General features: G+C 71.8%; 22 protein-coding genes. 5 read left to right on the top strand and 17 right to left on the bottom strand.

The window, feature by feature from the left end:
• Positions 1–44: 44 nt before the first annotated feature.
• Both SM450_RS01010 and SM450_RS01005 read right to left on the bottom strand, forming a co-directional pair.
• Complete coding sequence (locus SM450_RS01010; RefSeq protein ID WP_281585020.1) at positions 45–449, bottom strand: roadblock/LC7 domain-containing protein; 405 nt, start codon at positions 447–449, stop codon at positions 45–47.
• Positions 446–4,111 (bottom strand): sensor histidine kinase, encoded by a 3,666-nt coding sequence (locus SM450_RS01005; RefSeq protein WP_474617733.1) that lies wholly within the window; start codon positions 4,109–4,111, stop codon positions 446–448. Before SM450_RS01005 ends, SM450_RS01010 begins: the two co-directional genes overlap by 4 nt.
• Before the next feature lie 360 nt (positions 4,112–4,471).
• On the opposite strand from SM450_RS01005, the gene SM450_RS01000 reads away from it, so the two are divergent.
• Positions 4,472–4,909 (top strand): ATP-binding protein, encoded by a 438-nt coding sequence (locus SM450_RS01000; RefSeq protein ID WP_474617732.1) that lies wholly within the window; start codon positions 4,472–4,474, stop codon positions 4,907–4,909.
• Here the strand turns inward: SM450_RS01000 and SM450_RS00995 are convergent, their stop codons facing one another.
• Together SM450_RS00995 and SM450_RS00990 are read right to left on the bottom strand one after the other, a co-directional pair.
• The gene (locus SM450_RS00995) at positions 4,910–5,986 is read right to left on the bottom strand and encodes an adenosine deaminase (RefSeq protein WP_474617731.1); all 1,077 of its coding nucleotides are present in this window, start codon (positions 5,984–5,986) and stop codon (positions 4,910–4,912) included.
• 35 nt (positions 5,987–6,021) lie between these two features.
• Positions 6,022–6,441, bottom strand: a complete 420-nt coding sequence (locus SM450_RS00990; protein WP_474617730.1) for a PPOX class F420-dependent oxidoreductase — start codon at positions 6,439–6,441, stop codon at positions 6,022–6,024.
• An 80-nt stretch (positions 6,442–6,521) separates the two neighbouring features.
• Here SM450_RS00990 and SM450_RS00985 point away from each other — a divergent pair, with 80 nt between their 5' ends.
• Positions 6,522–7,364, top strand: a complete 843-nt coding sequence (locus SM450_RS00985) for a putative RNA methyltransferase (protein ID WP_474618336.1) — start codon at positions 6,522–6,524, stop codon at positions 7,362–7,364.
• On the opposite strand, the gene SM450_RS00980 is transcribed toward SM450_RS00985, so the two are convergent.
• The 9 genes from SM450_RS00980 to SM450_RS00940 form a co-directional block, all read right to left on the bottom strand.
• The gene (locus tag SM450_RS00980; protein ID WP_474617729.1) at positions 7,361–8,041 is read right to left on the bottom strand and encodes a DUF4272 domain-containing protein; all 681 of its coding nucleotides are present in this window, start codon (positions 8,039–8,041) and stop codon (positions 7,361–7,363) included. The two genes, SM450_RS00985 and SM450_RS00980, sit on opposite strands and share 4 nt — an antisense overlap.
• A gap of 97 nt (positions 8,042–8,138) precedes the next feature.
• Entirely contained in the window at positions 8,139–9,419 is a 1,281-nt protein-coding gene (locus SM450_RS00975; RefSeq protein ID WP_474617728.1) for a thymidine phosphorylase, read from the bottom strand.
• Between the two features lie 79 nt (positions 9,420–9,498).
• Entirely contained in the window at positions 9,499–10,215 is a 717-nt protein-coding gene (locus tag SM450_RS00970; RefSeq protein WP_474617727.1) for a cytidine deaminase, read from the bottom strand.
• A gap of 92 nt (positions 10,216–10,307) precedes the next feature.
• A complete protein-coding gene (locus SM450_RS00965) occupies positions 10,308–11,588 on the bottom strand; it encodes an ABC transporter permease (RefSeq protein WP_474617726.1) in 1,281 nt (426 codons plus the stop codon).
• 2 nt (positions 11,589–11,590) lie between these two features.
• On the bottom strand, positions 11,591–12,970 hold the full coding sequence (locus SM450_RS00960) for an ABC transporter permease (RefSeq protein ID WP_474617725.1): 1,380 nt from the start codon (positions 12,968–12,970) through the stop codon (positions 11,591–11,593).
• Positions 12,967–14,466 (bottom strand): ABC transporter ATP-binding protein, encoded by a 1,500-nt coding sequence (locus SM450_RS00955; RefSeq protein WP_474618335.1) that lies wholly within the window; start codon positions 14,464–14,466, stop codon positions 12,967–12,969. Before SM450_RS00955 ends, SM450_RS00960 begins: the two co-directional genes overlap by 4 nt.
• A gap of 256 nt (positions 14,467–14,722) precedes the next feature.
• Entirely contained in the window at positions 14,723–15,793 is a 1,071-nt protein-coding gene (locus SM450_RS00950; protein WP_474618334.1) for a BMP family lipoprotein, read from the bottom strand.
• A gap of 266 nt (positions 15,794–16,059) precedes the next feature.
• On the bottom strand, positions 16,060–16,401 hold the full coding sequence (locus SM450_RS00945) for a hypothetical protein (protein WP_098746061.1): 342 nt from the start codon (positions 16,399–16,401) through the stop codon (positions 16,060–16,062).
• Between the two features lie 57 nt (positions 16,402–16,458).
• Positions 16,459–17,448 (bottom strand): hypothetical protein, encoded by a 990-nt coding sequence (locus SM450_RS00940; RefSeq protein WP_474617724.1) that lies wholly within the window; start codon positions 17,446–17,448, stop codon positions 16,459–16,461.
• Positions 17,449–17,544: 96 nt separating this feature from the next.
• On the opposite strand from SM450_RS00940, the gene SM450_RS00935 reads away from it, so the two are divergent.
• Positions 17,545–18,132: a TetR/AcrR family transcriptional regulator gene (locus SM450_RS00935; RefSeq protein WP_474617723.1), complete on the top strand. Its 588-nt coding sequence runs from the start codon at positions 17,545–17,547 to the stop codon at positions 18,130–18,132.
• 55 nt (positions 18,133–18,187) lie between these two features.
• Here SM450_RS00935 and SM450_RS00930 read toward each other — a convergent pair whose 3' ends face one another.
• Genes SM450_RS00930 through SM450_RS00920 form a run of 3 tightly spaced genes read right to left on the bottom strand, consistent with a single transcriptional unit; the run spans position 18,188 to position 22,010 of the window.
• On the bottom strand, positions 18,188–19,117 hold the full coding sequence (locus SM450_RS00930) for a sugar ABC transporter permease (RefSeq protein ID WP_474617722.1): 930 nt from the start codon (positions 19,115–19,117) through the stop codon (positions 18,188–18,190).
• Positions 19,114–20,754, bottom strand: a complete 1,641-nt coding sequence (locus tag SM450_RS00925; protein WP_474617721.1) for an ABC transporter permease subunit — start codon at positions 20,752–20,754, stop codon at positions 19,114–19,116. The genes SM450_RS00930 and SM450_RS00925 overlap by 4 nt, the downstream gene beginning before the upstream one ends.
• Positions 20,754–22,010 (bottom strand): sugar ABC transporter substrate-binding protein, encoded by a 1,257-nt coding sequence (locus SM450_RS00920; RefSeq protein WP_474617720.1) that lies wholly within the window; start codon positions 22,008–22,010, stop codon positions 20,754–20,756. Before SM450_RS00920 ends, SM450_RS00925 begins: the two co-directional genes overlap by 1 nt.
• 196 nt (positions 22,011–22,206) lie before the next feature.
• Between SM450_RS00920 and SM450_RS00915 the strand changes: the two genes are divergently transcribed.
• Together SM450_RS00915 and SM450_RS00910 are read left to right on the top strand one after the other, a co-directional pair.
• Entirely contained in the window at positions 22,207–23,268 is a 1,062-nt protein-coding gene (locus SM450_RS00915; protein ID WP_474617719.1) for a LacI family DNA-binding transcriptional regulator, read from the top strand.
• A gap of 173 nt (positions 23,269–23,441) precedes the next feature.
• The gene (locus SM450_RS00910) at positions 23,442–25,076 is read left to right on the top strand and encodes a glycoside hydrolase family 13 protein (RefSeq protein WP_474617718.1); all 1,635 of its coding nucleotides are present in this window, start codon (positions 23,442–23,444) and stop codon (positions 25,074–25,076) included.
• A gap of 137 nt (positions 25,077–25,213) precedes the next feature.
• Here SM450_RS00910 and SM450_RS00905 read toward each other — a convergent pair whose 3' ends face one another.
• Positions 25,214–25,657, bottom strand: a complete 444-nt coding sequence (locus SM450_RS00905) for a hypothetical protein (RefSeq protein ID WP_474617717.1) — start codon at positions 25,655–25,657, stop codon at positions 25,214–25,216.
• Between the last annotated feature and the right edge of the window lie 49 nt (positions 25,658–25,706).

The following is a 25,706-nucleotide window of genomic DNA, read 5'->3' as shown; positions in this document are numbered from 1 at the left end:
TGTCCTCGTTGTTCCCGCTCCTGACCCACCGGCCAGCGCGTCATTCAGCCCATCATCCCCACAGCCGCGCGCGGCTGTGGCGTCAGGGCGTCACCCACCCGGTCGACGAGCAGGGCCATCTCGTACCCGACCTGACCCACGTCGCAGCTCCGCGCCGCGAGCACCGCGAACGACGAGCCGTCGGAGATGGACATCAGGAACAGGAAACCGTTGTCCATCTCGACGACTGTCTGCAGCACCGCCCCGCCCTCGAAGCACCGCGCCGCGCCCTGGGTCAGGCTGACCAGACCCGAGGAGATGGCCGCGAGCTGGTCGGCACGGTCCCGCGGAAGGTCACGGGACGAGGCCAGAAGCAGGCCGTCGGCCGAGACCGCGACCGCGTGCGCCACCCCGGGCACCCGGTCGGCGAAGTTGGCGAGCAGCCATCCGAGATCCTGAGTAGTAGTCATCCTTGTTGCTCCTTCTGCCCGCTCCCGGCCACCGGGCCTGAGTCAGACTGCGAGGACTGCTGCCCGCCCGGAGTGCCCTCCGGGCCGGTCGTGTTGCTGTCGGTGGGGTGGTTGCGGCCCCGCTGGACACCTCGATGGTAGGCCGAGAGCAGACCCCGTACGGCCTCCGGCGTCCGCCGCTGCGCCGCCGGTGCCGGCTTGTCGATGCTGCCCGGCACGAGCTGCGCCATCGGCGTCCGCTTCGGCAGGCCCTTCTGGGTGGTCTCCGCGACCGGGACCTCGGTGGCCGCCGAGGCCGCCCGCCAGCCGTCGTCGGCCGCGGTCTGCCATGGCGAGGACTGCTGCGGTGAGGGCTGCTGCGGCGACGTCGGCTGCCGGGTGGGCAGCCCTCCGGCGTACGCGGGACGGCCGGTCCCGTTCGCCGCCCGGTTGTCACGCGGCGCTCCGCCGGCTGTCGGAGTCTGCGCCATCGGTGTGTTACCTGTCGTCGCGGATGCCTGTGGCACGGGCCGGCCGGCGGTGTCCACCTTGGCGAACTGCTGGGTGGGGGCGCCGTTCGACGGCGTGGCAGGGGCCGGCGCCGCCGCTTCCTCGCTCGGCCCCGGTCGGCGGGTGCGGAACCAGGCGGACTCGAGCTCCCGGAAGATCGGCAGCTCCATCGTCTCGTCCGCGTACCGCTGACGGTTGCCGGCCGGCTGCGGCGCGGCGGGCCGCGCCGCGGGGGCCGGCGTCGACGGCGCGGCGGCCGGCTGGGCGGTCGGCTGCGGGGCCGCCGGCTGGGTCTCGGTGCGCGGGACCCGGGGCAGCTCGGTGGTCATGTCCAGGCTGGCGGACTGCCGTTCCGGCGCCGCGGGAGCCGGGGCCGGCTCGGCCGGGGCGACCGGCGGCCATACCGGCGGGGCGCCCACGTGCGGCGCGGGAGCCGGACGCGACGGCAACTGGCCGGCGGGCGGCGCGGACACCGGGTAGCCACCGGCGGACTGGCCGGAGGTCGGCGCGGCCGACACCGGTCGGGTCGGAAGCGGGTTGCCCGAGACCGGCGCGGCCGAGACGGGGCGGCCCGAGTACGGGTCGCCGGAGACCGGGCGGCCCGAGTAGGGGTCGCCGGAGACCGGGTGGCCGGAGACCGGCGCGGCGGAGACCGGACGGCCGGAGAAGCCCGGGAACGGAGTGCCGGAGACCGGCGGCAGCGGCGGGGCCGACACCGGCGGGACCGGCGGCGCGGACACCGGCGGCGGATTGTACGGCCGGGCCTCGGGGCTACTTGGTAGCTGCCGTGGGATCACCGGCTGCTGGCCACTGGTGCCCGGATCGCCGTCGGCCGGGTGACGCCGCTGGGGCAGCGGGTCGATCGGCTGGCCGTTCGCCGACCGCGGCGGGTAGCCGTCACCGGCGCTCGCGGTAGCGCCGGTCAGGTCGGACCAGGCTGGCATGGCGCGACCGGCGTTGGCCGGGGTGCCGGCGCCGTTGCGGTGGCCCGGGTCGAAGGACCGGCCGCCGAGCGTGACCTGGTTGCCGGAGCCGCCGGGGTGCGACGGCGGCGGGGTGTGCGGCCCGTTGCCGAGCGCGGCCAGGGCACCGAAGGCAGGTGCCGGTCCGGCGCCGAAGGCAGGCGCCGGGCCACCCTGCTGCGGGCCGGCGGCCGGGAGGGCCGGCGCCGGCATCCCGCGACCGGCCAGGGCACGGGGCACCAGGACCGTGGTGGGCAGCGTGACGTCGGCGACGGTGCCCCGGTCGGCGGCCGGCCGCAGCTCGACCTTGACGGCGTGCCGGGCCGCCAGCCGGGCGACCACGACGAGGCCCATCATCCGGGAGACCGCCACGTCCACCTGCGGCGGCGTGGCCAGTCGCTCGTTCAGGTCGTGCAGTTGGTCGGCGCTGATGCCGATGCCCCGGTCCTCGACGTAGAGCGAGGCGCGGTCGCCGACCCGGCGGGCCTCGACCATGACGTGCGAGTCCGGCGGCGAGAAGGCGGTGGCGTTGTCGAACAGCTCGGCGACCAGGTGCACCAGGTCGTTGACCGCGTGCGCGGCGACCTCGATGTCGCGGTCGATCACGCCGAACTCGATCCGGGTGTAGTGCTCGACCTCGGACTGGGCGGCCCGGAGCACGTCGATAAGTGCGGCCGGCTCACGCTGCACGCGGGTGGAGTCCGCGCCGGCGAGGACCAGCAGGTTCTCGTCGTTGCGGCGCATCCGGGTGGCCAGGTGGTCGAGTTGGAACAGCTCGGCCAGCCGGTCCGGGTCCTCCTCGCCGCGCTCCAGCCGGTCGAGGTGGCCGATCAGCCGGTCGACCAGGATCTGCGAGCGGCGGGCCAGGTTGACGAACATGGTCGCGACGGACGCACGCAGGGCGGCCTGCTCGGCCGCGGTCCGGACCGCCTCCAGGTGGACGGCGTTGAACGCCTCGGTCACCTGGCCGAACTCGTCCTTGCTGCGCACCGGCAGCGGCTCGGCGATCTGGTTCGCGAGCTGCACCGGGGAGAGCTGACCGGTCACCTGCGGGTCACGCAGCCGGGCCACCGCCTGCGGCAGGCCGTACTGGGCCACCGAGAGGGCGCCCTGGCGCAGGTCGCGCAGCGAGCGGGCCATCGAGCGGGCGACCAGGTAGGCGAAGAGGATGGCGAGCAGCAGCATGGTGAGCAGCAGGCCGGTCTCGAGGAACACCTGGCGCTGCGTGTCCGAGCGGAGCGTGTCGGCCTGCCGGACCACGTTGCTGTCGAGTCGGGACTCGACCGCGCGGATCAGCTTGGCGTTGCCGACCATGGCCTGGTCCCACTGGTCCGGCCCGAACGGCGCGTTCGCCATCGAACCGCTGTTGTTCGCCGACATGAACCCGGTGAGGTTGTCCGCCTTGCGCAGGTCGGGGCCCTCGACGGTCTGGTCGAAGAACTCGGAGTCGGCCGGGGTGGCGACGGACCGGAAGGTCGCGAGCGCCTGGGCCTGGGCGGTGCCGCTGGCGATGAACTGCTCGCGCAGCGCCGGACTGTACTGGTTCTGGGTGAGCGCCTGGTGCACGACCACCCGGCGCTGGGCCAGGTATTCCTTCTGCCGGGCCACCGCGGCGGCGGCGCGCATCCGGTCGCTGAGGTCGTTGTCGCCGGCGAGCTGGGTGGCCGAGTCACGGATCGACAGCAGGTCGTTGATCAGGCGCTCGTACGCCTTCTCCGCCTCGTCGATCTTGAGCTTGCCGTTCAGCACCTGGCTGCGGGTCGCCGGCAGGTCCTTGAGCTGGTCGTCGATCTCGTCCAGCCGGACCGCGAAGTTGCGCGGCAGGTCGCTGAGCTCGCCACGCTGCCGCGAGTAGGGGCCCTTCGCCTGGTCCACCCGCTGGTTGGCCCGGTTGTAGGCCTCCTGGTACTGCGCCCGGGTCTGGTTCTCCCTCGCACCGAGGAAGAGCACCGAGCCGACCCGCTCGTCCTGCATCGTGTCGGCCAGGTCGCCCGAGTATCCGATCAGGCTGGCCAGGTCACCGGCACGGTTGGCGCTGTTGAGCGTCTCCAGGTGGTCGACCAGACCGCTTGTGCCCACCACGACCGTGGCGATGGTCGGCACGATCATGATCAGACCGAGCTTGGACCAGATCGGCATGTCGCGCAGCCGGCTCGCCGGCCGGTTCAGCCGCGACAGGAAAGAGCCCGCCGTCGTTGGCCGTTTGCTCACGTCACCGCCCTCGCAAAACCGCGTCCGACGTCACCTGAGGGCAACGCCGAGCGTCCGACCCGGCGGGTCGGACCTCCGAGATTCCATCACGCCGCCCGGTAAAGAGAAAGCCCAGGTTGTCCCTCGCCGGAGGTGTGATGAGATGTTGATGCAATTTGATAGCAATCTGTCCGGCCGGAGTCACTGAAGGTTATGGATCATCCGCACCGCGTCGTTCTCCTCGCCGGGCCGTCCGGCTCCGGAAAGTCGTACATAGCGCACCGAACCGGACTTCCGGTCCTGTGCCTGGACGACTTCTACAAGGACGGCGACGACCCTACGTGCCCGCGCCGAAACGGACAGGTCGACTGGGAGTCTCCCTTGTCCTGGGACGCGGACACGGCGGTGGAAACCATTGCCCGATTGGCCCGGGAGGGCAAGGCCGAAGTGCCGGTTTATGCGATCGGCGCGGACCGGAGGGTAGCCACCCGGCCATTCGACGTCGACGGATCGCCAATCTTCGTCGCCGAAGGGATCTTCGCGGCCGAGATCGTCGCCGAGTGCCGGCGGCGGGGACTGCTCGCCGGGGCGTACGCGCTGCGCCGCCCACGCGGCGCGACGTTCCTGCGCCGGCTCGCCCGGGACCTCGCCGAGCAGCGCAAGGCGCCCCGGGTGCTGGTCCGGCGCGGGATCACCCTGCTGCGGGCCGAACCGGCCGTGCTGCGCCGACAGACCGGGCTCGGCGCGGAGGCGGCCCGGTCCCGGGAGGTGCTGCGCGGAGTGGCCGCCCTGCTCGCCGGCCACCCGCACCGGTCGTGATCAGCCGATCAGCTCGGCGTACGCCGGTTTGATCACCTCATCGATGATCCGCAGGCGCTCGTCGAACGGGATGAAGGCGCTCTTCATCGCGTTGATGGTGAACCACTGGAGTTCCTTCCAGCCATAGCCGAAGGCGTCCACGAGTAGCGCCATCTCGCGGGACATCGAGGTGCCGCTCATCAGCCGGTTGTCGGTGTTCACCGTCGCCCGGAAGCGCAGATCGCGCAGCAGCCCGATCGGGTGGTCGGCGATCGACGCCGCCGCGCCGGTCTGCACGTTCGACGACGGGCACAGCTCCAGCGGGATGCGCTTGTCCCGCACGTACGCGGCCAGCCGGCCCAGCGCGGGCGGGTTGCCCGGGGTGATGTCGTCGACGATGCGGACGCCGTGGCCGAGCCGGTCCGCGCCGCACCACTGGATCGCCTGCCAGATCGAGGGCAGCCCGAACGCCTCGCCGGCGTGGATGGTGAAGTGGAAGTTCTCCCGCTGGAGGTATTCGAACGCGTCCAGGTGCCGGGTGGGCGGGAAGCCGGCCTCGGCGCCGGCGATGTCGAAGCCGACCACACCGGTGTCCCGGTGCCGCACGGACAGCTCGGCGATCTCCTGCGAGCGGGCCGCGTGCCGCATCGCGGTGAGCAGGGTGCCGATCCGGATGGGCGTGCCCGCCTCGCCGGCCAACGCGCTGCCCTCCCGGAACCCGGTGACCACCGCCTCGACCACCTCGTCCAGGTTCAGGTTCCGCTCCAGGTGCTGCTCGGGCGCGAACCGGACCTCGGCGTAGACGACACCGTCGGCGGCCAGGTCCAGCGCGCACTCCCGGGCCACCCGGCGCAACGCGGGCGCGGTCTGCATCACGGCCACGGTGTGCGCGAACGTCTCCAGGTAGCGCTCCAGCGAGCCGGAGTTCGCCGCCTCGGCGAACCAGCGACCGAGGGCTTCCGCGTCGGTCGTGGGCAGTTCGTGGTCGGCCTCGGCGGCCAGCTCGACGATCGTCGCGGGCCGCAGGCCGCCGTCGAGATGATCGTGCAGCAGCGCCTTCGGGACCTTGACGATGTCCTCGTACGAGATTGCGACCATGCCCAGACCCTAGTCACCGGCGGTCGCCGGACGGATCAGGGTCGCCAGCCGTACACCCGCTCGACCGCCAAACGCAGCACCAGTCGGCCGTCGGCGACCATGACGGCCCGGTAGTCCGCCCAGTCCGGATGCTCGCCGCGGATCCGGCGGTAGACCTCGACCAGCTCCTCGACCGTCGCGTCGTCGGTCGCGGCGGCGGGCGGGGTGAGCGTCACCGTGCCCTCGGCTACCGCGTACGCCCCGCCGTCTGCGGTGGTCACGTGGAAGCTGGCCCGGGGGTCGCGGCGCAGGTTGCGTACCTTCGCCCGGTCGGCGGTGGTCGAGCAGCGGATGAGCCCCGGCTCGGCCAGGTAGTCGACGTTGGAGAGCTGGGGACGGCCGTCGCGGCGCAGGGTGACAAGCACCCCCCGCCCGTGCTCCCCGAACAGCTCCCACAGGCGCTCACTTGTTGACATGCCATCAATCTAGATCCGTCGTCGGGCCGCAGGAATAGGATCCCCCGGTGGTTGATCCCGCTCCCGCCGCGCTCGCCCCGGTGCTGGCCCGACTGCGCTGCCCGGTCTGCGGCGAGCCACTGGCCGGGACCACCGCCGGCACCACCCGCGCGCTGCGCTGCCCACGCCGGCACAGCTTCGACACCGCCCGGCAGGGGTACGTCAACCTGCTCGCCGGCCGCGCCCCGCACAGCGGGGACAGCGCGGAGATGGTCGCCGCGCGGGCCGACTTCCTCGCCGCCGGCCACTACGACACCGTGGCCGCCGCGCTGGCCGCCACCGCGACGGCGGTCGCGCCCGACGACCCGTATCCCCTGGTGGTGGAGCCCGGCGCCGGGACCGGGCACTACCTCGCCGCGGTGCTTGCGGCGCTGCCGGACGCCGCCGGCCTGGCCCTGGACGTCTCCAAGCCGGCGCTGCGTCGCGCGGCCCGGGCGCACCCGCGAGCCGCCGCCGCGCTCGCCGACACCTGGCAGCGGCTGCCCCTGGCCGACCGGTCCACCGCCGTGCTGCTGAACGTCTTCGCGCCGCGCAACGGCCCGGAGTTCCACCGGGTGCTCGACCCGGACGGCGCGCTGCTTGTGGTCACCCCGACCCCCGACCATCTCGGCGAACTGGTCGAGGCGCTCGACCTGCTGCGGGTGGACCCGGCCAAGGCCGACCGGGTCGCCGGCAGTCTGGGCGGGCACTTCGTCGAGGAGTCCGCCACCGAGCACCGGGCCCGGCTGGCGCTGACCCGCACCGAGGTCACCACGCTTGTCGGAATGGGTCCCAGCGCCTGGCACGCCGACCCGGAACGGCTCGCCGCGCGGATCGCCGCGCTGCCCGAGCCGACGCCTGTCACGCTCGCCGTCCGGCTCGGCACGCACCGCCCCGTCAGCTAGGTGGAGAGGTCGACCTCTTCCCAGCCCGGCGGCTCGTCGTGGTACGGCCCACGCAGCACCACCGCCCACTCCAGCGCCCACCGGCGCTGCCCGATCGCGTTCGCGTCCACGAGCCCGGGCAGCGCCTGGCCGGCCCGCTCGGTCTCCAGGTAGGCCCAGTCCAGGCAGTAGTGCAGGTCGAGCAGGGCGGCGGCGTCGGCGGGATGCTGCGGAGCGGCCAGGATGCGGGCCCGCCACTGCGGGAACGTCTCGCCCGTGACCAGGTTCGGCATCCGCTCGACCAGGCGCTCGTCCACCGGCACGGTCGGGTCCAGTTGCTTCGCCAGGCCGAGCACCCAGGCAAGCGAGAAGAGCGCGTCGTGGTGCAGCACGAACGAGCGGTGATCGCCCCGGCCGCCCATCACGAACTGCCACTCCGGCGGCGTCACCATCTCCACCAGGTGCGACTCCAGCAGCCAGCCCATCGCCGCCCGCGCGGGCATCCCGAAGCAGCGGGCCAGGATCACGTGCAGCACCGCGATCCGGGCCTCGATATCCGGCGTCGGGCGTAGCTCGATCTCGTCGCCCGGCTCCCAGACCAGCGGGAACTGCGGCGGCGGCAGCGGAAGACCCAGCCGGGACAGCTCGTCGAGGCTCGCCTCACGGACGGCCCGGGGGTCGGGAGCGGATACGCGCAAGGTCAGTCCTTGTCTGCTCGCCTCGGCTCGTTGCCGGTCGGTCCCCCTGGCCTGCGAGGATAGCGGCTCCGACCGGGCCGGCACCATGGCCGGCCGGTCACCCGATCCGTTCGATGACAAGCGGCGTGCCGGCCGGGGCCGTCGGCGCCACCCGGACCGCCAGGCGTGCCTCGTCGAGCGCGGCCGGAATCCGCTCGGCGTGCTCGGCGCGCAGCTCGAACAGCGGGTCACCCACGCGCACCTGGTCGCCGGGGCGTTTGTGCAGCACCACGCCGGCCGGGATGCTCACCGGGTCCTCCTTGCGGGCGCGCCCGGCGCCGAGCCGCCAGGCGGCCACCCCGATCGCGTACGCGTCGACCTCGGTCACCCAGCCGTCCTCCGCCGCGGTGACCAGCTCGATCTCGTTCGCGGTCGGCATCGGGGCGTCCGGGTCGCCGCCCTGCGCCCGGATCATCGCGCGCCACGCGTCCATGGCTCGGCCGTCGCGCAGCGCGGCGGCCGGATCGGCGTCCGGCAGGCCGGCGGCGTCGAGCATCTCCCGAGCCAGGGCCAGCGTCAGCTCCACCACGTCGGCCGGGCCGCCACCGGCAAGCACCTCCACCGACTCGGTCACCTCGACCGCGTTGCCGACGGCCCGGCCCAGCGGGGTGGACATCTCGGTGAGCAGGGCGACCGTGCGCACCCCGTGCGCGCCGCCCAGCTCGACCATGGTGCGGGCCAGTTCGCGGGCGTCGTCGGCGTTCTTCATGAAGGCGCCGGAGCCGACCTTCACGTCCAGCACCAGCGCGCCGGTCCCCTCGGCGATCTTCTTGCTCATGATCGAGCTGGCGATCAGCGGGATCGCCTCGACGGTGCCTGTGACGTCGCGCAGCGCGTACAGCTTGCGGTCGGCCGGGGCGAGCCCGTCACCTGCCGCGCAGATCACCGCGCCGACGTCGCCGAGCTGGGCGATGAACTCGTCGTTGCTCAGCGCCGCCCGCCAGCCCGGGATCGACTCCAGCTTGTCGAGCGTGCCGCCGGTGTGGCCCAGTCCCCGGCCGGAGAGCTGCGGTACCGCCGCGCCGCACGCCGCGACGAGCGGGGTCAGCGGCAGGGTGATCTTGTCGCCGACGCCACCTGTGGAGTGCTTGTCCACGGTCGGCCGGGCCACCGACGACAGGTCCAGCCGCTCGCCGCTGGCGATCATGGCGGCGGTCCACCTGGCGATCTCCGGAACAGTCATGCCGCGCAGCAGGATCGCCATCGCCAGCGCCGACATCTGCTCGTCGGCCACCAGCCCCCGGGTGTACGCGTCCACCACCCAGTCGATCTGCCCGTCGCTCAGCTCACCCCCGTCCCGCTTCGTCCGAATGACATCAACCGCCGTAAAAGCACTCACCACAAGATCCAATCAGTAACTCGCGCGTGGTCGCACCGACCCCGCGAACGGCGACCAACGTCAGGCCTGGGCCCCCACCTCAGCCACCCCACCGCACCGGAATCTCCGACGGCGGCTCACCCTCACCCGCCCAGAAGATCGCGCCCGAGGCGTCCACCACGACCACGCGCGGCGTCCGCGCCAGCCCCCACTCGATCGCCCCGGTCGGATCGTCCCAGGTCGGGGCCTCCTCCAGCACGCCGGTCTCGGCGTCCTCCGAGTCCCCCGCCGACCGCTCCCAGTACGCCGTCCAGACCTGCTGGCCGTCCGACAGGTCGGGGTGCACGAACACGGTGCCCCGACCCCGCCAGGCGGCCAACCGGTCCGGCACCACGGGCACCGGGTGCTCGCCTGTCACCGCCTCGATGTCTGTCACGTCGAAGGCGTGCGGCAGCAGCTCGGCCATCCGCAGCGGGCCGCCCTTCGCCTCGACCAGGCACTCCGGGCCGCCCTGCTCCCAGAGCAACTGCCGGCACCTGCCGCACGGCATCAGCGGCTCGCCTGTCGCATCCACGCAGGACAACGCCACGATCCGGCCGCCGCCGGTGGCGTGCAGCGAGGAGACCACGCCGCACTCGGCGCAGAGCACCACGCCGTACGCGGCGTTCTCCACGTTGCAGCCGACCACCACCCGGCCGTCGTCGACCAGGGCGGCGGCCCCGACCGGGAACTTCGAGTACGGCACGTACGCGTGCCGCATCACCTCGGTGGCGGCGGCCCGCAGCCGCTCCCAGTCGATCTCCATCACGACTCCCATTCTGCCCAATTCACGCCGATCGGTCGCGAGCCCGGCCGGAGACGACGGTGCCCGGCGGGTCTCCCCCGCCGGGCACTGTGCGTCGCGGGCGGTCAGCCCTTGACGTACGGCTTGCCGTCGGCGGCCGGCGCCCGGACCTTGCCGACCAACCCGGCCACCGCCAGGATCGTCGCCAGGTAGGGCAGCATCGCCAGGAACTGGCTCGGGATGCTGCTGCCGATCGCGCCCAGGTAGGTCGCGAGCTGGTCGGCGAAGCCGAAGAAGAGCGCCGCGAGGAGCGCGCCGGTCGGGCTCCACCGACCGAAGATCAGCGCGGCCAGGGCGATGAAGCCCTTACCGCCGATCATGTTCTTGGTGAACGAGTAGAGCGCAAGCGTGTAAGACGCCCCACCGATGCCGGCCACCAGACCGGCCATGATGACGTTGCGGTAGCGCAGCCCCAGCACCTTCACGCCGAGCGTGTCGGCGGCGGTGGGGTGCTCGCCGACCGAGCGGGTCCGCAGGCCCCACCGGGTCCGGAACAGCGCCAGGTGGATGACCAGCACCAGCAGCAGGCCGAGGTAGAGGAAGATGTTGCCCCGGAACAGCGCCGGGCCGAGCAGCGGGATGTCCTTCAGCAGCGGGATCTCCCAGTTGCCGAACCGGGGCGCGCTGTTGTATTTCGCCGTGTCGGTCTGCATCAGCCGCTCGTAGAGGAAGCCGGTGACGCCGACCGCCAGCAGGTTGAGCACGATGCCCATGACCACCTGGTCGACCAGGTAACGGATGGCGAACACGGCAAGCAGCAGCGAGATGAACGCGCCGCCGATCGCGGCGGCCACCAAGCCCACCCAGACGCTGCCGGAGATGCTGCCGAACAGCGCGCCGGAGAACGCGCCCATCAGCAGTTGGCCCTCGATCGCCACGTTGACCACGCCGGAGCGCTCACAGAGCACCCCGGCAAGCGCGCCGAAGATCAACGGCAGCGCGAGGATGAACGTCCCCCGCACCACGTTGACAAGCGGCATGAAGTTGCGCCCCTCGGGCGCGGCGGAGACCTGCCAGCACAGGAAGCTCAGCACGAAGGCGACCAGCCCGGCGCCGAGCAGCAGCGTGAACCAGCGCTTGGGCACGCCCGCGAGCAGGGCGGCCCCGGCCGCAGTGGCGATGACCCCGAACAGGATCGCGCCGACCGTGCCGTTGATCTCCAGGGCGGCGCCGCCCTCGGTCTCGCTGAGCGTGAAGCGGGCCTGCTGGTCGGTGGCGAGCGCGCCGAACAGCACCGCCGCGAGCACACCCAGCGCCAGCAGGACGGCGCCGGCCTTGCGGGCGCGCGTCCAGAAACCCTCGTCGACCGCGGTGACCGCGACGTCGGGGACAGCGGTGGTGGACATGCTCACCAGCCCTTCGCGAGGCTCGTCTGCAGCCGGGCGGCGCGGGCCGCCCGGAGCTGGAAGATCGCCTTCACCAGGGCGGGCGCGGCGATGAAGATGACGATGACGGCCTGGAGCACGGTGACCAGCTCCAGCGAGATCCCGGAGTACGACTGCATCCGGTTGCCGCCGGCCTGGAGCGCGCCGAACAGCAACGCCGCCAGCAGCACGCCCCACGGCTTCACCCGGCCCAGCAACGCGACCAGGATGCCGTCGAAGCCGATCTGCGCGATCACCAGCGGGGTCAGCGCGGTGGCGGTGGAGCCGAGCACCATGTTCGAGCCGCCGAGGCCGGCCAGCAGACCGGCGACGACCATCACCAGCACGTACGTCTTCGTCACGCTGATGCCCGCGGTCCGGGCCGCGTCCGGGTTCGCGCCCACCGCGCGCAGCTCGAAGCCGAGCGTGGAGCGGTTGAGCAGCCAGGCGATGAACCAGGTGGCAAGCACCGCGAGCAGGATGCCGGCGTGCACCCGCAGGTTGTCGCCGAGCAGCCGGGGAAGCTGCGCGGAGGACTCGACCGGCTTGCTGATCGCGTCCGACCGGTTCGGGTTCTGCACCCCGTTCTGGACGATGATCCAGGACAGGAAGTAGACCGCCACGTAGTTGAGCATGATCGTGTTGATCACCTCGTGGGCGCCGGTGCGCGCCTTGAGGATGCCCGGGATGAAGCCCCAGAGCGCGCCGCCGAGCGCGCCGGCGATCAGCGCCACGAGCAGGTGCACGCCGGGCGGCAGCGGCAGCGCGAAGCCGGCCACGGCGGCCAGGATGACGCCGATGGTCGCCTGGCCCTGGGCGCCGATGTTGAACAGGCCGCCGCGGAACGCGAGCGCCACCGACAGGCCGGTGAAGACCAGCGGCGCGGTGTAGGTGAGCGTCTCCGAGATCGGACCCATCGCGGCGGTGAAGCCGACCGCGTCCGGGTCGAAGATCGCGCCCTTGAACAGGTTCGCGTACGCCTCGCTGACCACGGTCCAGCTCGCGTTCAGCGCGTCCGCCGGACGCGCGGTGATGTAGCCGTAGGTGGCAAGCACGTCCGGGTCGGAGACGACGATCAGCACGGCGCCGACAAGCATGGCGAGCACCACCGCGAGCACGGTCACGGTGACCGTGTTGGCGGCCCAGAGGTTGTCCAGGAAGAGCCGGCCCAGGGTGGGGCGGGGCTCGCCGGCCGGGGCCGGCTTCGTCGCGGTGGTGGTGGTCGCCGCTCGCGCGGTGTCGCCGGACGGCGCGGTTGGCGTCGCCCGGGCCTCGGCGCGCGCCTCCTGCGCCTCGGCCGCCGGCTCCTTGTCCGGGGAGCCCGGCACGTCCGGGGAGTCCGGCGCCGGGTTTGGTTCAGTCATGACTCGTCCTCGTCGACGGTGCCGTCAGCGGTCGTGGCCGCGGTGTCGGTGTCCGGGGTGATGCCGGCCATCAGCAGGCCGATCTCCTCGCGCGGGGTGTCCGGGCCGACGATGCCGATGACCCGGCCGCGGTACATCACCGCGATCCGGTCGGCCAGGCCGATCACCTCGTCCAGTTCGCTGGAGACCACCATGACCGCGGTGCCGACGTCCCGTTCCCGGATCACCTGGCTGTGGATGAACTCGATCGAGCCGACGTCCACGCCCCGGGTGGGTTGGGCGGCGATGAGGAGCTTCAGCGGCCGGGACAGCTCCCGGGCCACGATCACCTTCTGCTGGTTGCCGCCGGAGAGCGTGCCTACCGACGCCTCCGCCGACGAGGTACGGACGTCGAACTGCTCGATCCGCTCCTTCGCCGACTTCGCGATCGCGTCCGGCTTCAGCGACAGGCCCCGGCCGAACGGCGGCCGATCATAGATGTCGAGCACCAGGTTCTCCGCGACGGAGAACTCCTTGACCAGACCGTCGACGCTGCGGTCCTCGGGAACGTAGCCGACGCCGGCACGGAGCACCTTCTTGGTGGACCAGCCCTTCGTCGACTCGCCGTCGAGACGGACCGTGCCGCCGAGCGCCGGGCGCAGGCCCATGATCGCTTCGATCAGCTCGGTCTGTCCGTTGCCCTGCACGCCCGCGACGCCGAGCACCTCACCGGCGTGCACGGTCAGGTCGACGCCGTCGACGGCGCGTACCTGCCGGTCGTCGTCGACGACCAGGCCGGCCACCTCCAGGACCGGCTCGCCCGGCTGGGCGGGCTGCTTGTCCACGGTCAGCCGGACGTTGCGGCCGACCATCAGCGCGGCCAGCTCGTCCCGGCTGGCGCTCGGTTCGGCGGTGCCGACCGTCCGCCCGCGCCGGATCACGGTGATCCGGTCCGCGATCGCCTTCACCTCGCCCAGTTTGTGGGTGATGAACACGATCGACTTGCCGGCGGCCTTCAGCGACCGCATGACGGTGAGCAGCTCGTCCGTCTCCTGCGGGGTGAGCACGGCCGTCGGCTCGTCGAGGATGAGCAGGTCGACGTCGCGGGTGAGGGCCTTGACGATCTCCACCCGCTGCTGGATGCCGACCGGCAGGTCCTCGATCACCGCGTCCGGGTCGACCCGGAGGTTGTACCGCTCGGAGACCTCGGCGACCTCGCGCCGGGCCCGCCTGCGGTCCAGGAGGCCGGCGAAGGGCACCGTGACCTGCTCGGCGCCGAGCATCACGTTCTCGGCCACGGTGAAGACCGGCACCAGCATGAAGTGCTGGTGCACCATGCCGATCCCGGCGGCGATGGCGTCCGACGGGCCCCTCAGCTTCAGCGGCTTCCCGTCGACCAGGATCTCGCCCTCGTCCGGCTGGTAGAGCCCGTAGAGCACGTTCATCAGGGTCGACTTGCCGGCGCCGTTCTCGCCGAGCAGGGCGTGGATCTCTCCAGGCTCCACCGTGAGGTCGATGTGGTCGTTGGCGACCAGATCACCGAACCGTTTGGTGATGCCGCGCAGTTCGAGTCTCAGCGCAACCTCCTGGAGTGCGAGCGATGGTGCAGCGTAGCGACTGCCGCGCGGCCACCACGCCGGGTGGGGGATCAAGGTGACCGGCCGCCCCGGGGCGCGGGGTGCGGACCCCGTACGCCCGGGACGGCCGGATCGTGCTACCTGGTGCCCGCCGGCCCCGCTGCCGATGATCTCACCGCGGCGGCCGGCGGAGCGGTCACTTGGTCGGCTGGGCCTTCGAGGTGACCGTGATGGTGCCGGCGGCGATGTCCGCCTTGATCTTGTCGACCTCGGCCTTCAGGTCCGCCGGGACCTTGCTGTCGAAGTCGTGGTACGGCGCGATGGAGACACCGCTGTTGGCCAGGGTGCCCACGAAGCCCGGCGTGGACTGGAGCTTCTCGCCACCGGCGGCCTTGACGACGGCCTCCTTGACGGCCTCCGGGATGTTCTTGACGACCGTGGTCACGATCGCGGAGCAGTCCGGGGTGCTCTCGCAGCCGTCGACGTCCACCCAGACGACCGAGTACTTGCCGCCGGACGCCTTGGCGGCGGCGGTGGTGCCGAGGCCGGAGCCGCCAGCGACCGGCATGATGATGTCCGCGCCCTGGGCGACAAGCGCGTCCGAGACCTTCTTGCCCTCGTCCTGCTTGACGAAGTCGTTGGTGAAGGAGCCCTTCTGGGTGGCCTTGTCCCAGCCCAGCACCTGGACGTTCTTGTCCTTGGCCTTGTTGTAGTAGGCCACGCCGTCGGCGAAACCGTCCATGAAGATGGTGACCGGCGGGATCGGCATGCCACCGTAGGTGCCCACCTTGCCGCTCTTGCTCATCCCGGCGGCCAGGTAGCCGGCCTGGAACGCGGCCTGCGCGGTGTCGAACTGCATCGGGTAGACGTTCGCCACGCCCGGGTTGGCGTCCACGATCCCGAACTGCTGGTTCGGGTTCGCGGCGGCGGCCTTCTTGGTGGCGTCCTGCATCAGGCCACCGACGGCCAGGATGAAGTCGCACTTCTGGTTGACGAACCCGGTCAGGTTGACCTCGTAGTCCGCCTCAGCCTTCGACTGGACGTTCTTGATCTCAATGTTGTCGTTCTCCTTCTGCGCCTCCTGAAGGCCCTTCCAGGCGGAGGTGTTGAAGGACTTGTCGTCGATGCCGCCGACGTCGGTCACCATGCAGGCGCTGTACTTCTTGCCGCCGGTGTCACCGGCGTCGTTGTTGTCGTCGGGGGCCTCACCACAAGCGGCGGCGCCCAGCACGAGGCCACCCGCTACGAAAGCGGAGGCGATCCGCATCCCACGCACAGAGCGCAAGACGTCTCCTTCCCATTGCCGACCGCGTCGTGCGCGGTGGCAGCCCTTGCGCCGGCCTGCGGTGTGCCGCCGGCGTCCCACGTTACGGACGGGAGCGTACGCCCGCGCCCACCCACCGGCCGACAATCGTGCACGACTGTTGAGCGTCCGTTACCCCGGTGTAACCCTTGCGTGGGGCAGATCACTTATCGGGCCCGTAGGCGTGCGCGCACGTGTCCCGAACGTCCGCTTTTCGGGTGCTCGGCGGCCTATCGCCAGAACACCGCGACCGCGGCGTTGAGCAGCGTCAACCCGATGATCGCGAGGAAATGGCCACGGTTCACGGACTCCCGCTTACGGGAGAAGAAAACCATGACGAAGATGAGCAGCGCGAGCACCAACTTGGTAACAAGCTTCGCCGGGGCCGGCTCGTCGCCGTCGCGCAACGGAGCGGACAGTCCGAGACCGGTCAGGATCTGGATCACCGCCCCCCACAGCATGGCCGCGTTGATCCGCAGGCGACCCGTGACGTACTGGGCGATCCCGCCGCCGAGCAGCAGCGCGAAGCCGATCAGATGGACGTAGAGAAGGATCAGTCGAAGAGCTTCCACGCCGCCCATCCTCCCTCATCAACGACGCCGCGTAGTAGTCGGCCCGCGGAGGTGCCGTCATACCGTGACCTCGGCCCGCGCCGGCCTGGCCGCCGGGTCCGCGCCGACTCCGGCCCGCCGGCCGGCCAGCACCAGGACCAGCCCGACCAGCGCGTACCCGGTCAGCACGGCAAGGGGCCGGCCGGCGCCCGCGCCGTCGAAGAAGGCCGCCGAGCGCAGCAGCGTGCCGCCGGCGCCGACCGGCAGGAACTGCCCCACCGTCCCCCACGGCTGCGGCAGCAGTTCGGGCGCGGCGGCGACCGCCGAGAGCGGGTTGCCGACCAGGAAGACAAGCAGCGCGCCGAGCCCGAGACCGGCCCGGCCGAGCAGCGCGCCCAGGCCGGCGACGGTGCCGGCGGCGGCGAGCGAGAACAGGCCGATCACGGCCGCCTCCCGCCACGGGTCGCCGCCGAGCAGGCCGAGCCAGCCGTGCAGCATCGCGACGCCGGCCGGGCCGGCGAGCACCGCGTACCCGATCAGGCCGGCCAGTCGCGCGCGGCGGCCGGCGACAAGCAGGGTGAGCAGCGCGCCGGCCAGCATGCCGGTGAGCGCGAGCGGCAGGAAGCCGGCGGCGAACCCGGCTCCGCGCGGGTCGTCCGGGTCGGCCGGCACGACAGGCGTCACCGGCACCGGGCGGCCGTTCGCGAGTTGACCGGCGGCCTCGGTGAGCAGGGCCGCCACGGTCGGGCTGGCGGCCGGCGCGGTGTGCAGGGCGACGCCGTCCGGACCGGCCACGAACGCGGCGTAGACCTCCCGGTCGCGCAGCGCCCGGTCGGCCGCCGCCGCGTCCGGCAGCGTGGTGATCGCGAAGCCGCCGGGTCGGGCGGCGGCGAGCCGGGCGGTCAGTTCGGCGACGGCGGGCGGCGGGCCGGCCACGGCCACCGGCAGGTCGCGCGGCGCGAGGTGCGCGGCGGGCGCCGCGAACAGGGGTACGAGCAGAGCCTGCGCCACCACCGCCACGCCGACGAGCAGCGCGGCGAGGGTCCAGGACGAGCGGGAGCGGAGCATCGCGTCTCCTTAAAACGAATGTTCGTTCTCTTGGATTGAGAGTGCGCCGCCTCGTCGCGTTCGTCAAGAACGAACGTTCGCTTTAGAATGTGGGGCGTGCCACGTGTCTCCGAGCAGCACCTCGCCGCCCGCCGCCAGCAGATCCTCGACGCGGCCCGGCGCTGCTTCGTGCGCGACGGGTTCCACCACACCTCGATGCAGGACGTGATCAAGGAGGCGGGGCTCTCGGTCGGCGCGGTCTACCGCTATTTCCCGAGCAAGAACGACCTGATCACGGCCATCGCCCAGGCGGTGATCGGCACCGCCGACGCGACCTTCGCCGACCTGTCCACCGCCGAGCCGCCGCTGCCGCTGACCGGGGTGCTGGAACGCGCCCTGACCTTCGTCGACACTCAGCTCGGCCCGGACGGCGTGCTGCCGCTGGCGCTCCAGGTGTGGAGCGAGGCGCAGCGAGACCCGGTGCTTGCCGAGTTCGTCGCCGCCACGTACACCCGGTTGCGCGGCCATTTCGTGGCGGCGGCCGAGCGGGCGCGGGATGCCGGGGAGCTGCCCACGGACGCCGACCCGGCCGCCGTGGGCGCGGCGCTGTTCGGCCTGGTCCCCGGCTACTTCACCCAGCGCATCCTCACCGGTTCCCCGGACCGCGCCACCTACCTCGCGGGCGCTCGCGCGCTCCTGCGCTGAGGTGTTAGGCGGGGCCCCCTCCTATACAGAATGCGTTAAGAAGGGGCCCCTCCTTTCAGCCCTTCACCGCTCCGGAGGTCAGGCCGGAGACGATGTAGCGCTGGAGCAACTGGAACACCAGCACCGTGGGGATCGCGGTGAGCAGCGTGCCCGCCGCGAAGATGCCGAAGTTCGTGTTCCGCTCGGCGCCCTGCAGCATGGTGCGCATGCCGACCGCGAGGGTCTTGGCGTCGGTGTCGGTGAGGAAGACGCTCGCCATCAGGAACTCGTTGATGGTGTTGATGAAGGCGAGCAGTCCGGTGACCGCGAGGATCGGCGCCACAAGCGGCAGCATGATCTTGAAGAAGATCTGGGCGTGCGAGGCGCCGTCCATGGTGGCAGACTCGTCCAGTTCCCTGGGCAGCGTGTCGAAGAAGCCCTTCATCAGCCAGGTGTTCACGCCCAGCGCGCCGCCCATGTAGAGCAGCAGGAGGCCCCACGGTGTGTTGAACCCGATGGCCGGCCACAGGTCGGTGATCGTGCCGAAGATGAGGAAGATCGCCACGATCGCCAGGAACTGCGGGAACATCTGGATCAGCAGCAGCGAGAGCAACCCCACCCGCCGCCCCCGGAACCGCATCCGGGAGAAGGCGTACGCCGCGAGCGCGGAGAGGAAGACGGAGGCGAACGAGGCCCCGCCGGCGACGAGCAGCGAGTTCAGGAACCAGTGGGCGAACCCGGTGCGGGCGAACAGCTCGGAGAAGTTGCCGAACGACACCCCGCCGGTCGGCACCAGCGCGGTGGAGGAGAGGGTGCCGAGCGGATTGAGCGCCGCCGAGACGACGAAGACCAGCGGGAAGAGACTGAACAGCACGCCGAGCAGGCCGACCAGGTGCCGCCAGCCGACCTGGGCGAACCAGCGGTTCCTCCGCCGGCCCGTGTGGTGGCCGACAGCCGCCGGACCGCTCGCGCCCCCCGTGACTGTGCCGCCGGTGAGCGTGGTCATGAGTAGACCTCCTCCTGCTGGCGGGTCCGCCGGAAGCTGAGCGCCGACACGACCGCGACGATGGCGAAGATGAAGAGCGAGATCGCCGCCGCGAAGCCGAACTGCGCTGCCTGTCCGCCGAACGCCAGTCGGTAGGTGTAGGTGATCAGCAGGTCGGTGGCGCCGTTGCTGGGGTTGTCCGCCGGGAACGGCGCCCCCTCGGTGGTCAGGTAGATGGCGTTGAAGTTGTTGAAGTTGAACGCGAACGACGAGATCAGCAGGGGCGAGAGCGCGACAAGCAGCAGCGGCAGGGTGACCGCCCGGAACGACTGCCAGGGCGATGCCCCGTCGACCGAGGTGGCCTCGGTCAACTCACGCGGGATGGCCTGCAGGGCGCCGGTGGCCACCAGGAACATGTACGGGTAGCCGAGCCAGAGCTGCACCAGGATGACCGCGGCACGGGCCGACCACGCCTGACCGAACCAGTCGACGCCCAGGCCGAACATGTTGTTGATCAGACCGAAGTCGGTGTTGAACATGTCCCGCCACACCAGCAGCATCGCGAACGACGGCATGGCGTAGGGCAGGATCAGCAGCACCCGGTAGATGTTTGTGCCACGGACCCGGGGCGAGTGCAGGGCGAGCGCGATCAGCATGCCGAGGATGAACGTGCCGCCTGTGGAACCGATCGCGAAGGCGAAGTTCCAGATCAGCGTGCTGAGGAACGGCCCGGAGATCCGCTCGTCGGTGAGCACCCGGGTGAAGTTGGACAGGCCGACGTTCACCTTCCAGCCCTGGGCCAGCCGGTCGCCGTCGGCGGCGACGAACGCGCCGGCCTCCGCGTCGGCCGTCCAGGTCCGGCCGCTGTCGCTGTCCCGGACACAGTCACAAGCCGCGTCGTACGCCCGGACGGCCTTGCCCTCGTACGCCCGGGACAGGCCGGACGATCGCAGCGCGCCACCGGCGGTCGGCACCACCAGGTCGGTGATGTCCTTACTGCGGGCGCCGGCCTGGCCGAACCTCAGCACGGTGTAGCCGTCGGCCGCGGTGACCTTCCCACCGGGGGCGACAGTGGCCGCGCCGGGGTCGAGCGACCGCAGGCCCTCGGCGTCACCGACGGAGACCGTCCCGGTCTTCGGATCGGTGATCAGGAAGACAAGCGGGCCGGTGGCCGGGTCGCCCTTGGTGGCGACCGACAGCGGATACTGGGTGGAGCCGGGGACCTGCTTCACCGAGGAGCTCTGAATGGCGACGACCGCGTCGTCCTTGCTGCCGCGGTGACCGTCGCCGAAGTTGGTGAAGGCCGTGCTCGCGGTGTAGAGCACCGGGACGATCTGGAACGCGATCAGGAAGAGCGTGCCCGGGACGAGGTACTTCGCCGGGACGTGCCGGCGGCCCAGGTAGAGATAGAACAGCGCGGCGGTGCTCGCCACGAGCACGGCGAGGCCGACCCACTGCTCGGCCGCCACGAGCGGGAAGGCCGCCCAGATCGCGATCCCGGCCACCAGGCCGAGCAGGATCACCTTCGCGGCGAGGCCGGCCGCGGTGATCGGCGCGTGGTTCCGCGCGGTACGGGACGAGCGGGGGGACCCGGTGTGTGCGGGCCCCCGGCCCGGGGTCTGCCGGACAGGCCCCGGGCCGGAAAGCGGCGTGCTCATTACTTGATCGAACCGGCGATCGTCTTGCCGGCCGCGGTGACCGTGCCTGTCGGGTCGGCACCGCCGATGACGGCCGCCTCGGCCTTGCCGAACGGGTCCCAGATCGCGGCCATGGCCGGGATGGCCGGGAGCACCTGGCCGTTCCTGCCGGCCTCGACGAACTTGGCCAGATCCGGGTCGGTGGCCTTGACCTGGTCCAACGCGGCGGTCAGCGCCGGCGGACGCGGGTCGGCCTGGTACAGCGCCACGGCCAGCTCCGGCTTGGTGACGTAGTTGGCGACGAACTCCTGGGCGAGTGCCTTGTTCTTGCCCTTGGCGGCCACGTAGAAGGACTGGACGCCCACGAACGGCGCGGCCGGCTTGCCACCGGCGAAGCCCGGAACGGCGGAGACGTCGTACTTGATGCCGGCCTTCTTCACGTCGGCGGTGGCCCACGGCCCGGAGACCAGGAAGGCGCACTTCTTGCCGGTGAACGTGGCGGTCGAGTTGGTGTCGGCGATGGAACGCTTCAGCACGCCTTCGCCCTTCTCGCCGAGCGCGGCGATCTTCTTGAACGCGGCGATCGACTCCGGCTTGCCGACGCCCAGGTCCTTCGGGTCGTAGTCGCCGTTGGCGGTGGTGCCGAAGAGGTAGCCACCGGCCGAGGTGTACAGCGGGTAGATGTGGTAGGCGTCGCCCTTCTGGCCGACCTGGAGGCACAGCGTCTCGGTGACCTTCTTCTGCGCCTTGAGCCGCTTGCCGGTGGCGACCAGATCCTCGATCGTCTTGGGCGCCTCGGGGGCCAGGTCGGTGTTGCGGATCAGCGCCAGGTTCTCCTGCGCGTAGGGCACGCCGTAGAGCTGGCCGTTGAACGTGACCGCCTTGACGGCGGTCTCGTTGAAGGCGGCCTTCTGCTCGTCGGGGAGCTGCACCGGGTCGATGGCGCCGTTCTGGACCAGGTTGCCGATCCAGTCGTGCGCGCCGATCACCACGTCCGGCCCGCCGCCCTGGCTGGACACGGTCACGAAGTTGTTCTGGAGGTCCTCGTTCGGGACGGCCTGCACCTCGACGGTCACGCCGTTCTCCTGGCCGAACTTGTCCGTGAACGGCTTGAGGGCTGCGGTGCGCTTGTCGTCGGCCCAGATGACCAGCTTGCCGCCGGTCGCCTTGCCTGCGGACTGCTCGGCGGCCGGCTTGTCGCTGCCGCTGTCACCACAGCCGGACGCGGCGAGCGCCAGGCCGAGGACGGCGACCACACCCGCGGTACGGATGCGCATCGGTACTCCTGTCGTCATGGCGGCACGCCCGGGGGAAGGGCGACCGCCAGCGGGAACCTGAAATTTCTTGCTAACCGGTGCGGGGATGCCGCGCCGCCGGTCTCGCATGTTGCGGGGACGTTAGCAAGAGGTTGCAGGGAATGGAAGGGCTTGCAGGAGCGTACGCAAGACTTTGCCGTTGAGCTACAGTGCGGCCATGCGCGCTCGACTGTCCGACATCGCCCAACAGGCCGAAGTCAGCGAGGCCACGGTGTCGCGGGTGCTCAACGACCGCCCCGGAGTGGCCCCGGAGACCCGGCAGGCCGTCCTCACCGCCCTCGACGTGCTCGGCTACGAGCGCCCGGCCCGGCTGCGCAAGCGCAGCGCCGGACTTGTCGGCCTGGTCGTGCCCGAGTTGGACAACCCGATCTTCCCGGCGTTCGCCCAGATCATCGAGTCCGCCCTCGCCCCCACCGGCTACACGCCGGTGCTGTGCACGCAGACCCCCGGCGGCGTCCGCGAGGACGAGTACGTGGAGATGCTGCTGGACCGTCAGGTCTCCGGCATCGTCTTCGTCTCGGGACTGCACGCCGACACCGCCGCGGACCACGACCGGTACCGCACGCTGCTCGCCCGGCCGCTGCCGATCGTCATGATCAACGGATACGCGCCGGGCATCCCCGCGCCGTTCGTCTCCTGCGACGACCGCGAGTCCGCCGAGCTGGCCGTCGCCCACCTGGTCGCGCTCGGGCACCGGCGGATCGGCCTGATCACCGGGCCGGACCGGTTCGTTCCGGTGCAGCGCAAGGTCGCCGGCTACAAGGCCGCGATGCGGCGCCTCACCGACATCCCCGACGACGACCTGACCGAGCTGACCGAGCTGTCCCTGTTCGGTGTGGAGGGCGGCGAGGCCGCCGCCGGCCGGCTCCTCGAACGCGGCGTGACCGGCCTGGTCTGCGGCTCGGACCTGATGGCGCTCGGCGCGATCCGGGCGGCCCACCAGCGAGACCTCTCCGTCCCCGGCGACATCTCGGTGGTCGGGTACGACGACTCGCCGCTGATGGCCTTCACCGACCCGCCGCTGACCACCGTGCGCCAGCCGGTCGCGGCGATGGCGGTGGCGGCCGTGCGGGCCCTGGTCGACGAGATCAACGGCCACCCGGCCCCGAACTCGGAATACCTGTTCCGCCCGGAGCTGGTGGTTCGCGGCTCCACCGCGGTGGCCACGTCGACCACCCGCCAGCGCCCCACCCCCACCTCCCTGGCCGTCCCCGCCTGACCCGCCCCCGCCCCGGGGTTCTCGGGATGCGGGACGGGTTGGGTGTGGGTTCGACCCTGGTCGAGGCAAGGTCGATGGCCTTTCTTGCGCAAGGAATGCTTGACTCTTGCAGCCCCGACGCGGCATTCTGCTCAGACACGCTGCGCCGCCACAGAAACGGGAACCCGCCGCCGATGACCTCCGCCCCCGCCCCCACGCCGCCTGCCACCGACGACGACTGGTGGCGCACCGCGGTCGTCTACCAGGTCTACGTCCGCAGCTTCGCCGACGCGAACTCCGACGGCGTCGGTGACCTCCAGGGCATCCGGCGACGCCTGCCCTACCTGCGGGACCTGGGAGTGGACGCGCTCTGGCTCACCCCCTTCTACACCTCGCCGCAGGTCGACGCCGGCTACGACGTGGCCGACTACCGCGACGTGGACCCGCTCTTCGGCAACCTGACCGACTTCGACGAGATGATCGCCGACGCCCACGCCCTGGGCCTGCGGATCATCGCCGACCTGGTGCCCAACCACACCTCGAGCGCGCACCCGTGGTTCACCGCGGCGCTTGCCGCCGGCCCGGGCTCGCCGGAACGCGAGCGCTACCTGTTCGCCGACGGCAAGGGCGAGCGGGGTGAGCTTCCCCCCAACGACTGGGAGAGCATCTTCGGCGGCCCGGCCTGGACCCGGGTGGTCGACGGGCAGTGGTACCTGCACCTGTTCGACCCGGCCCAGCCCGACCTGAACTGGCGTCACCCCGAGGTGCGGGCCGAGTTCGAAGACATCCTGCGGTTCTGGCTGGACCGTGGGGTGGACGGTTTCCGGATCGACGTGGCACACGGGATGATCAAGGCCGAGGGCCTGCCGGACGTCGGCTTCAACTCGATGACCACCGGCCGGCGCCAGTCGGAGCTGCTCGGCAAGGGCCGGCTCCCCTACTTCGACCAGGACGAGGTGCACGACATCTACCGCGCCTGGCGGCCGATCCTGGACAGCTACCCGGGCGGCCGGATGGCCGTCGCCGAGGCGTGGGCCGAGACGCCGCAGCGGCTGGCCCGCTACATCGGCCCGGACGAGCTGCACCAGGCGTTCAGCTTCGACTTCCTCGACGCCACCTGGTCCGCCGACTCGTTCCGCAAGGTGATCGACACGGCGCTCGCCGAGTCGACGATCGTCGGCGCGCCGACCACCTGGGTGCTCTCCAACCACGACCGGCAGCGCCACGTCACCAGGTACGGCGACGGCGAGGTCGGCCTGCGCCGCGCCCGGGCCGCCGCGCTGCTGATGTTCGCGCTGCCCGGCTGCGCCTACGTCTACCAGGGCGAGGAACTGGGCCTGCCGGAGGTGCTTGACATCCCCGACGAGCTGCGTCAGGACCCGGCGTTCCGGCGCACCGGCGAGAGCCGGGACGGCTGCCGGGTGCCGATGCCGTGGAGCGGCGAGCTGGCCCCGTACGGCTTCGGGCCGGACGGCAGCGAGCTGAGCTGGCTGCCGGCGCCGGCGACGTGGCGGGCCCTCTCGGTGGCCGCACAGACCCACGTGGCCGGCTCGACGCTTGAGCTCTACCGGGCGGCGTTGCGGATCCGGGGTGAGCATCCGGCGCTCGCCGACCTGGGCGGCATCGCCTGGCTGGAGACGGAGCCCGGCGTGCTGGCGTTCCGCCGCTCGGCCGGCGGCACCGACCTGACCTGCGTGGTCAACCTCAGCGGCGCCGACGTGACGGTCGCCGGCCACGGCCGGCCGCTCGTCGCCAGCGCCGACCTCACCGAGCGGGGCGACGGGCTCGTCCTGCCGGTGGACGCGGCTGCGTGGTTCGAACGGCGTTGAGCCGGGTAACCCGCCAACGACCTGGCCGTCCGTTGTGCCCCGTGCCGACGGGCGGCTGGGCTGCCGACCCCTTGTGGTGGGGGGTGAGGTGACAGCGGCCCCCGGGAGGAAAACTCCCGGGGGCCGCTGTCCGCATCTCAGCCGCCCTTCGCGGTGAGCAGCGCGGCGATCCGGGCAAGCCCGGCGCGGATCTCGTCGGCGTCGGGCGGGTTCGCCGGCTGCGGCTCCGGCTCGCGCTCGGCGGCCAGCTCCAACTCATCGTCGATGACGTCCTCGAAGTCGCCGTAGAGATCCGCCTGGTCGATCTCGGCGGCCTCGTCCTCGGCGGCGATCTGGGCGGCGGCGATCTCGCCGCGGATCTCCTCCGGCGTCAGCGCCGGCAGCAGCGGCTCCACGACCGCCATCAGCTGTTCCTCGGCCACCACCGCCTCGGCCAGCGCCAGCGCGTGCGGCCGTTCGTACGGCCCGCAGACCACCGGCTCCCACTCGTCCTCGGCGCCGAGCGGGCCGAACGTGATGATCCACGGCAGGCCCAGCATCGGCGAGTCGTCCGGCAGGTCCAGTGTCACGAGTGCGCCCACGCGCCCATCATCGTCGTTCCACGTTCGGGCGGGGAGCGCAATCCCCCGA

The sequence above is a fragment of the Micromonospora marincola genome (genome assembly GCF_056150385.1).
Note: the sequence above shows the minus strand (reverse complement) of the source record. Positions and strands in the feature narration are given on the sequence as shown.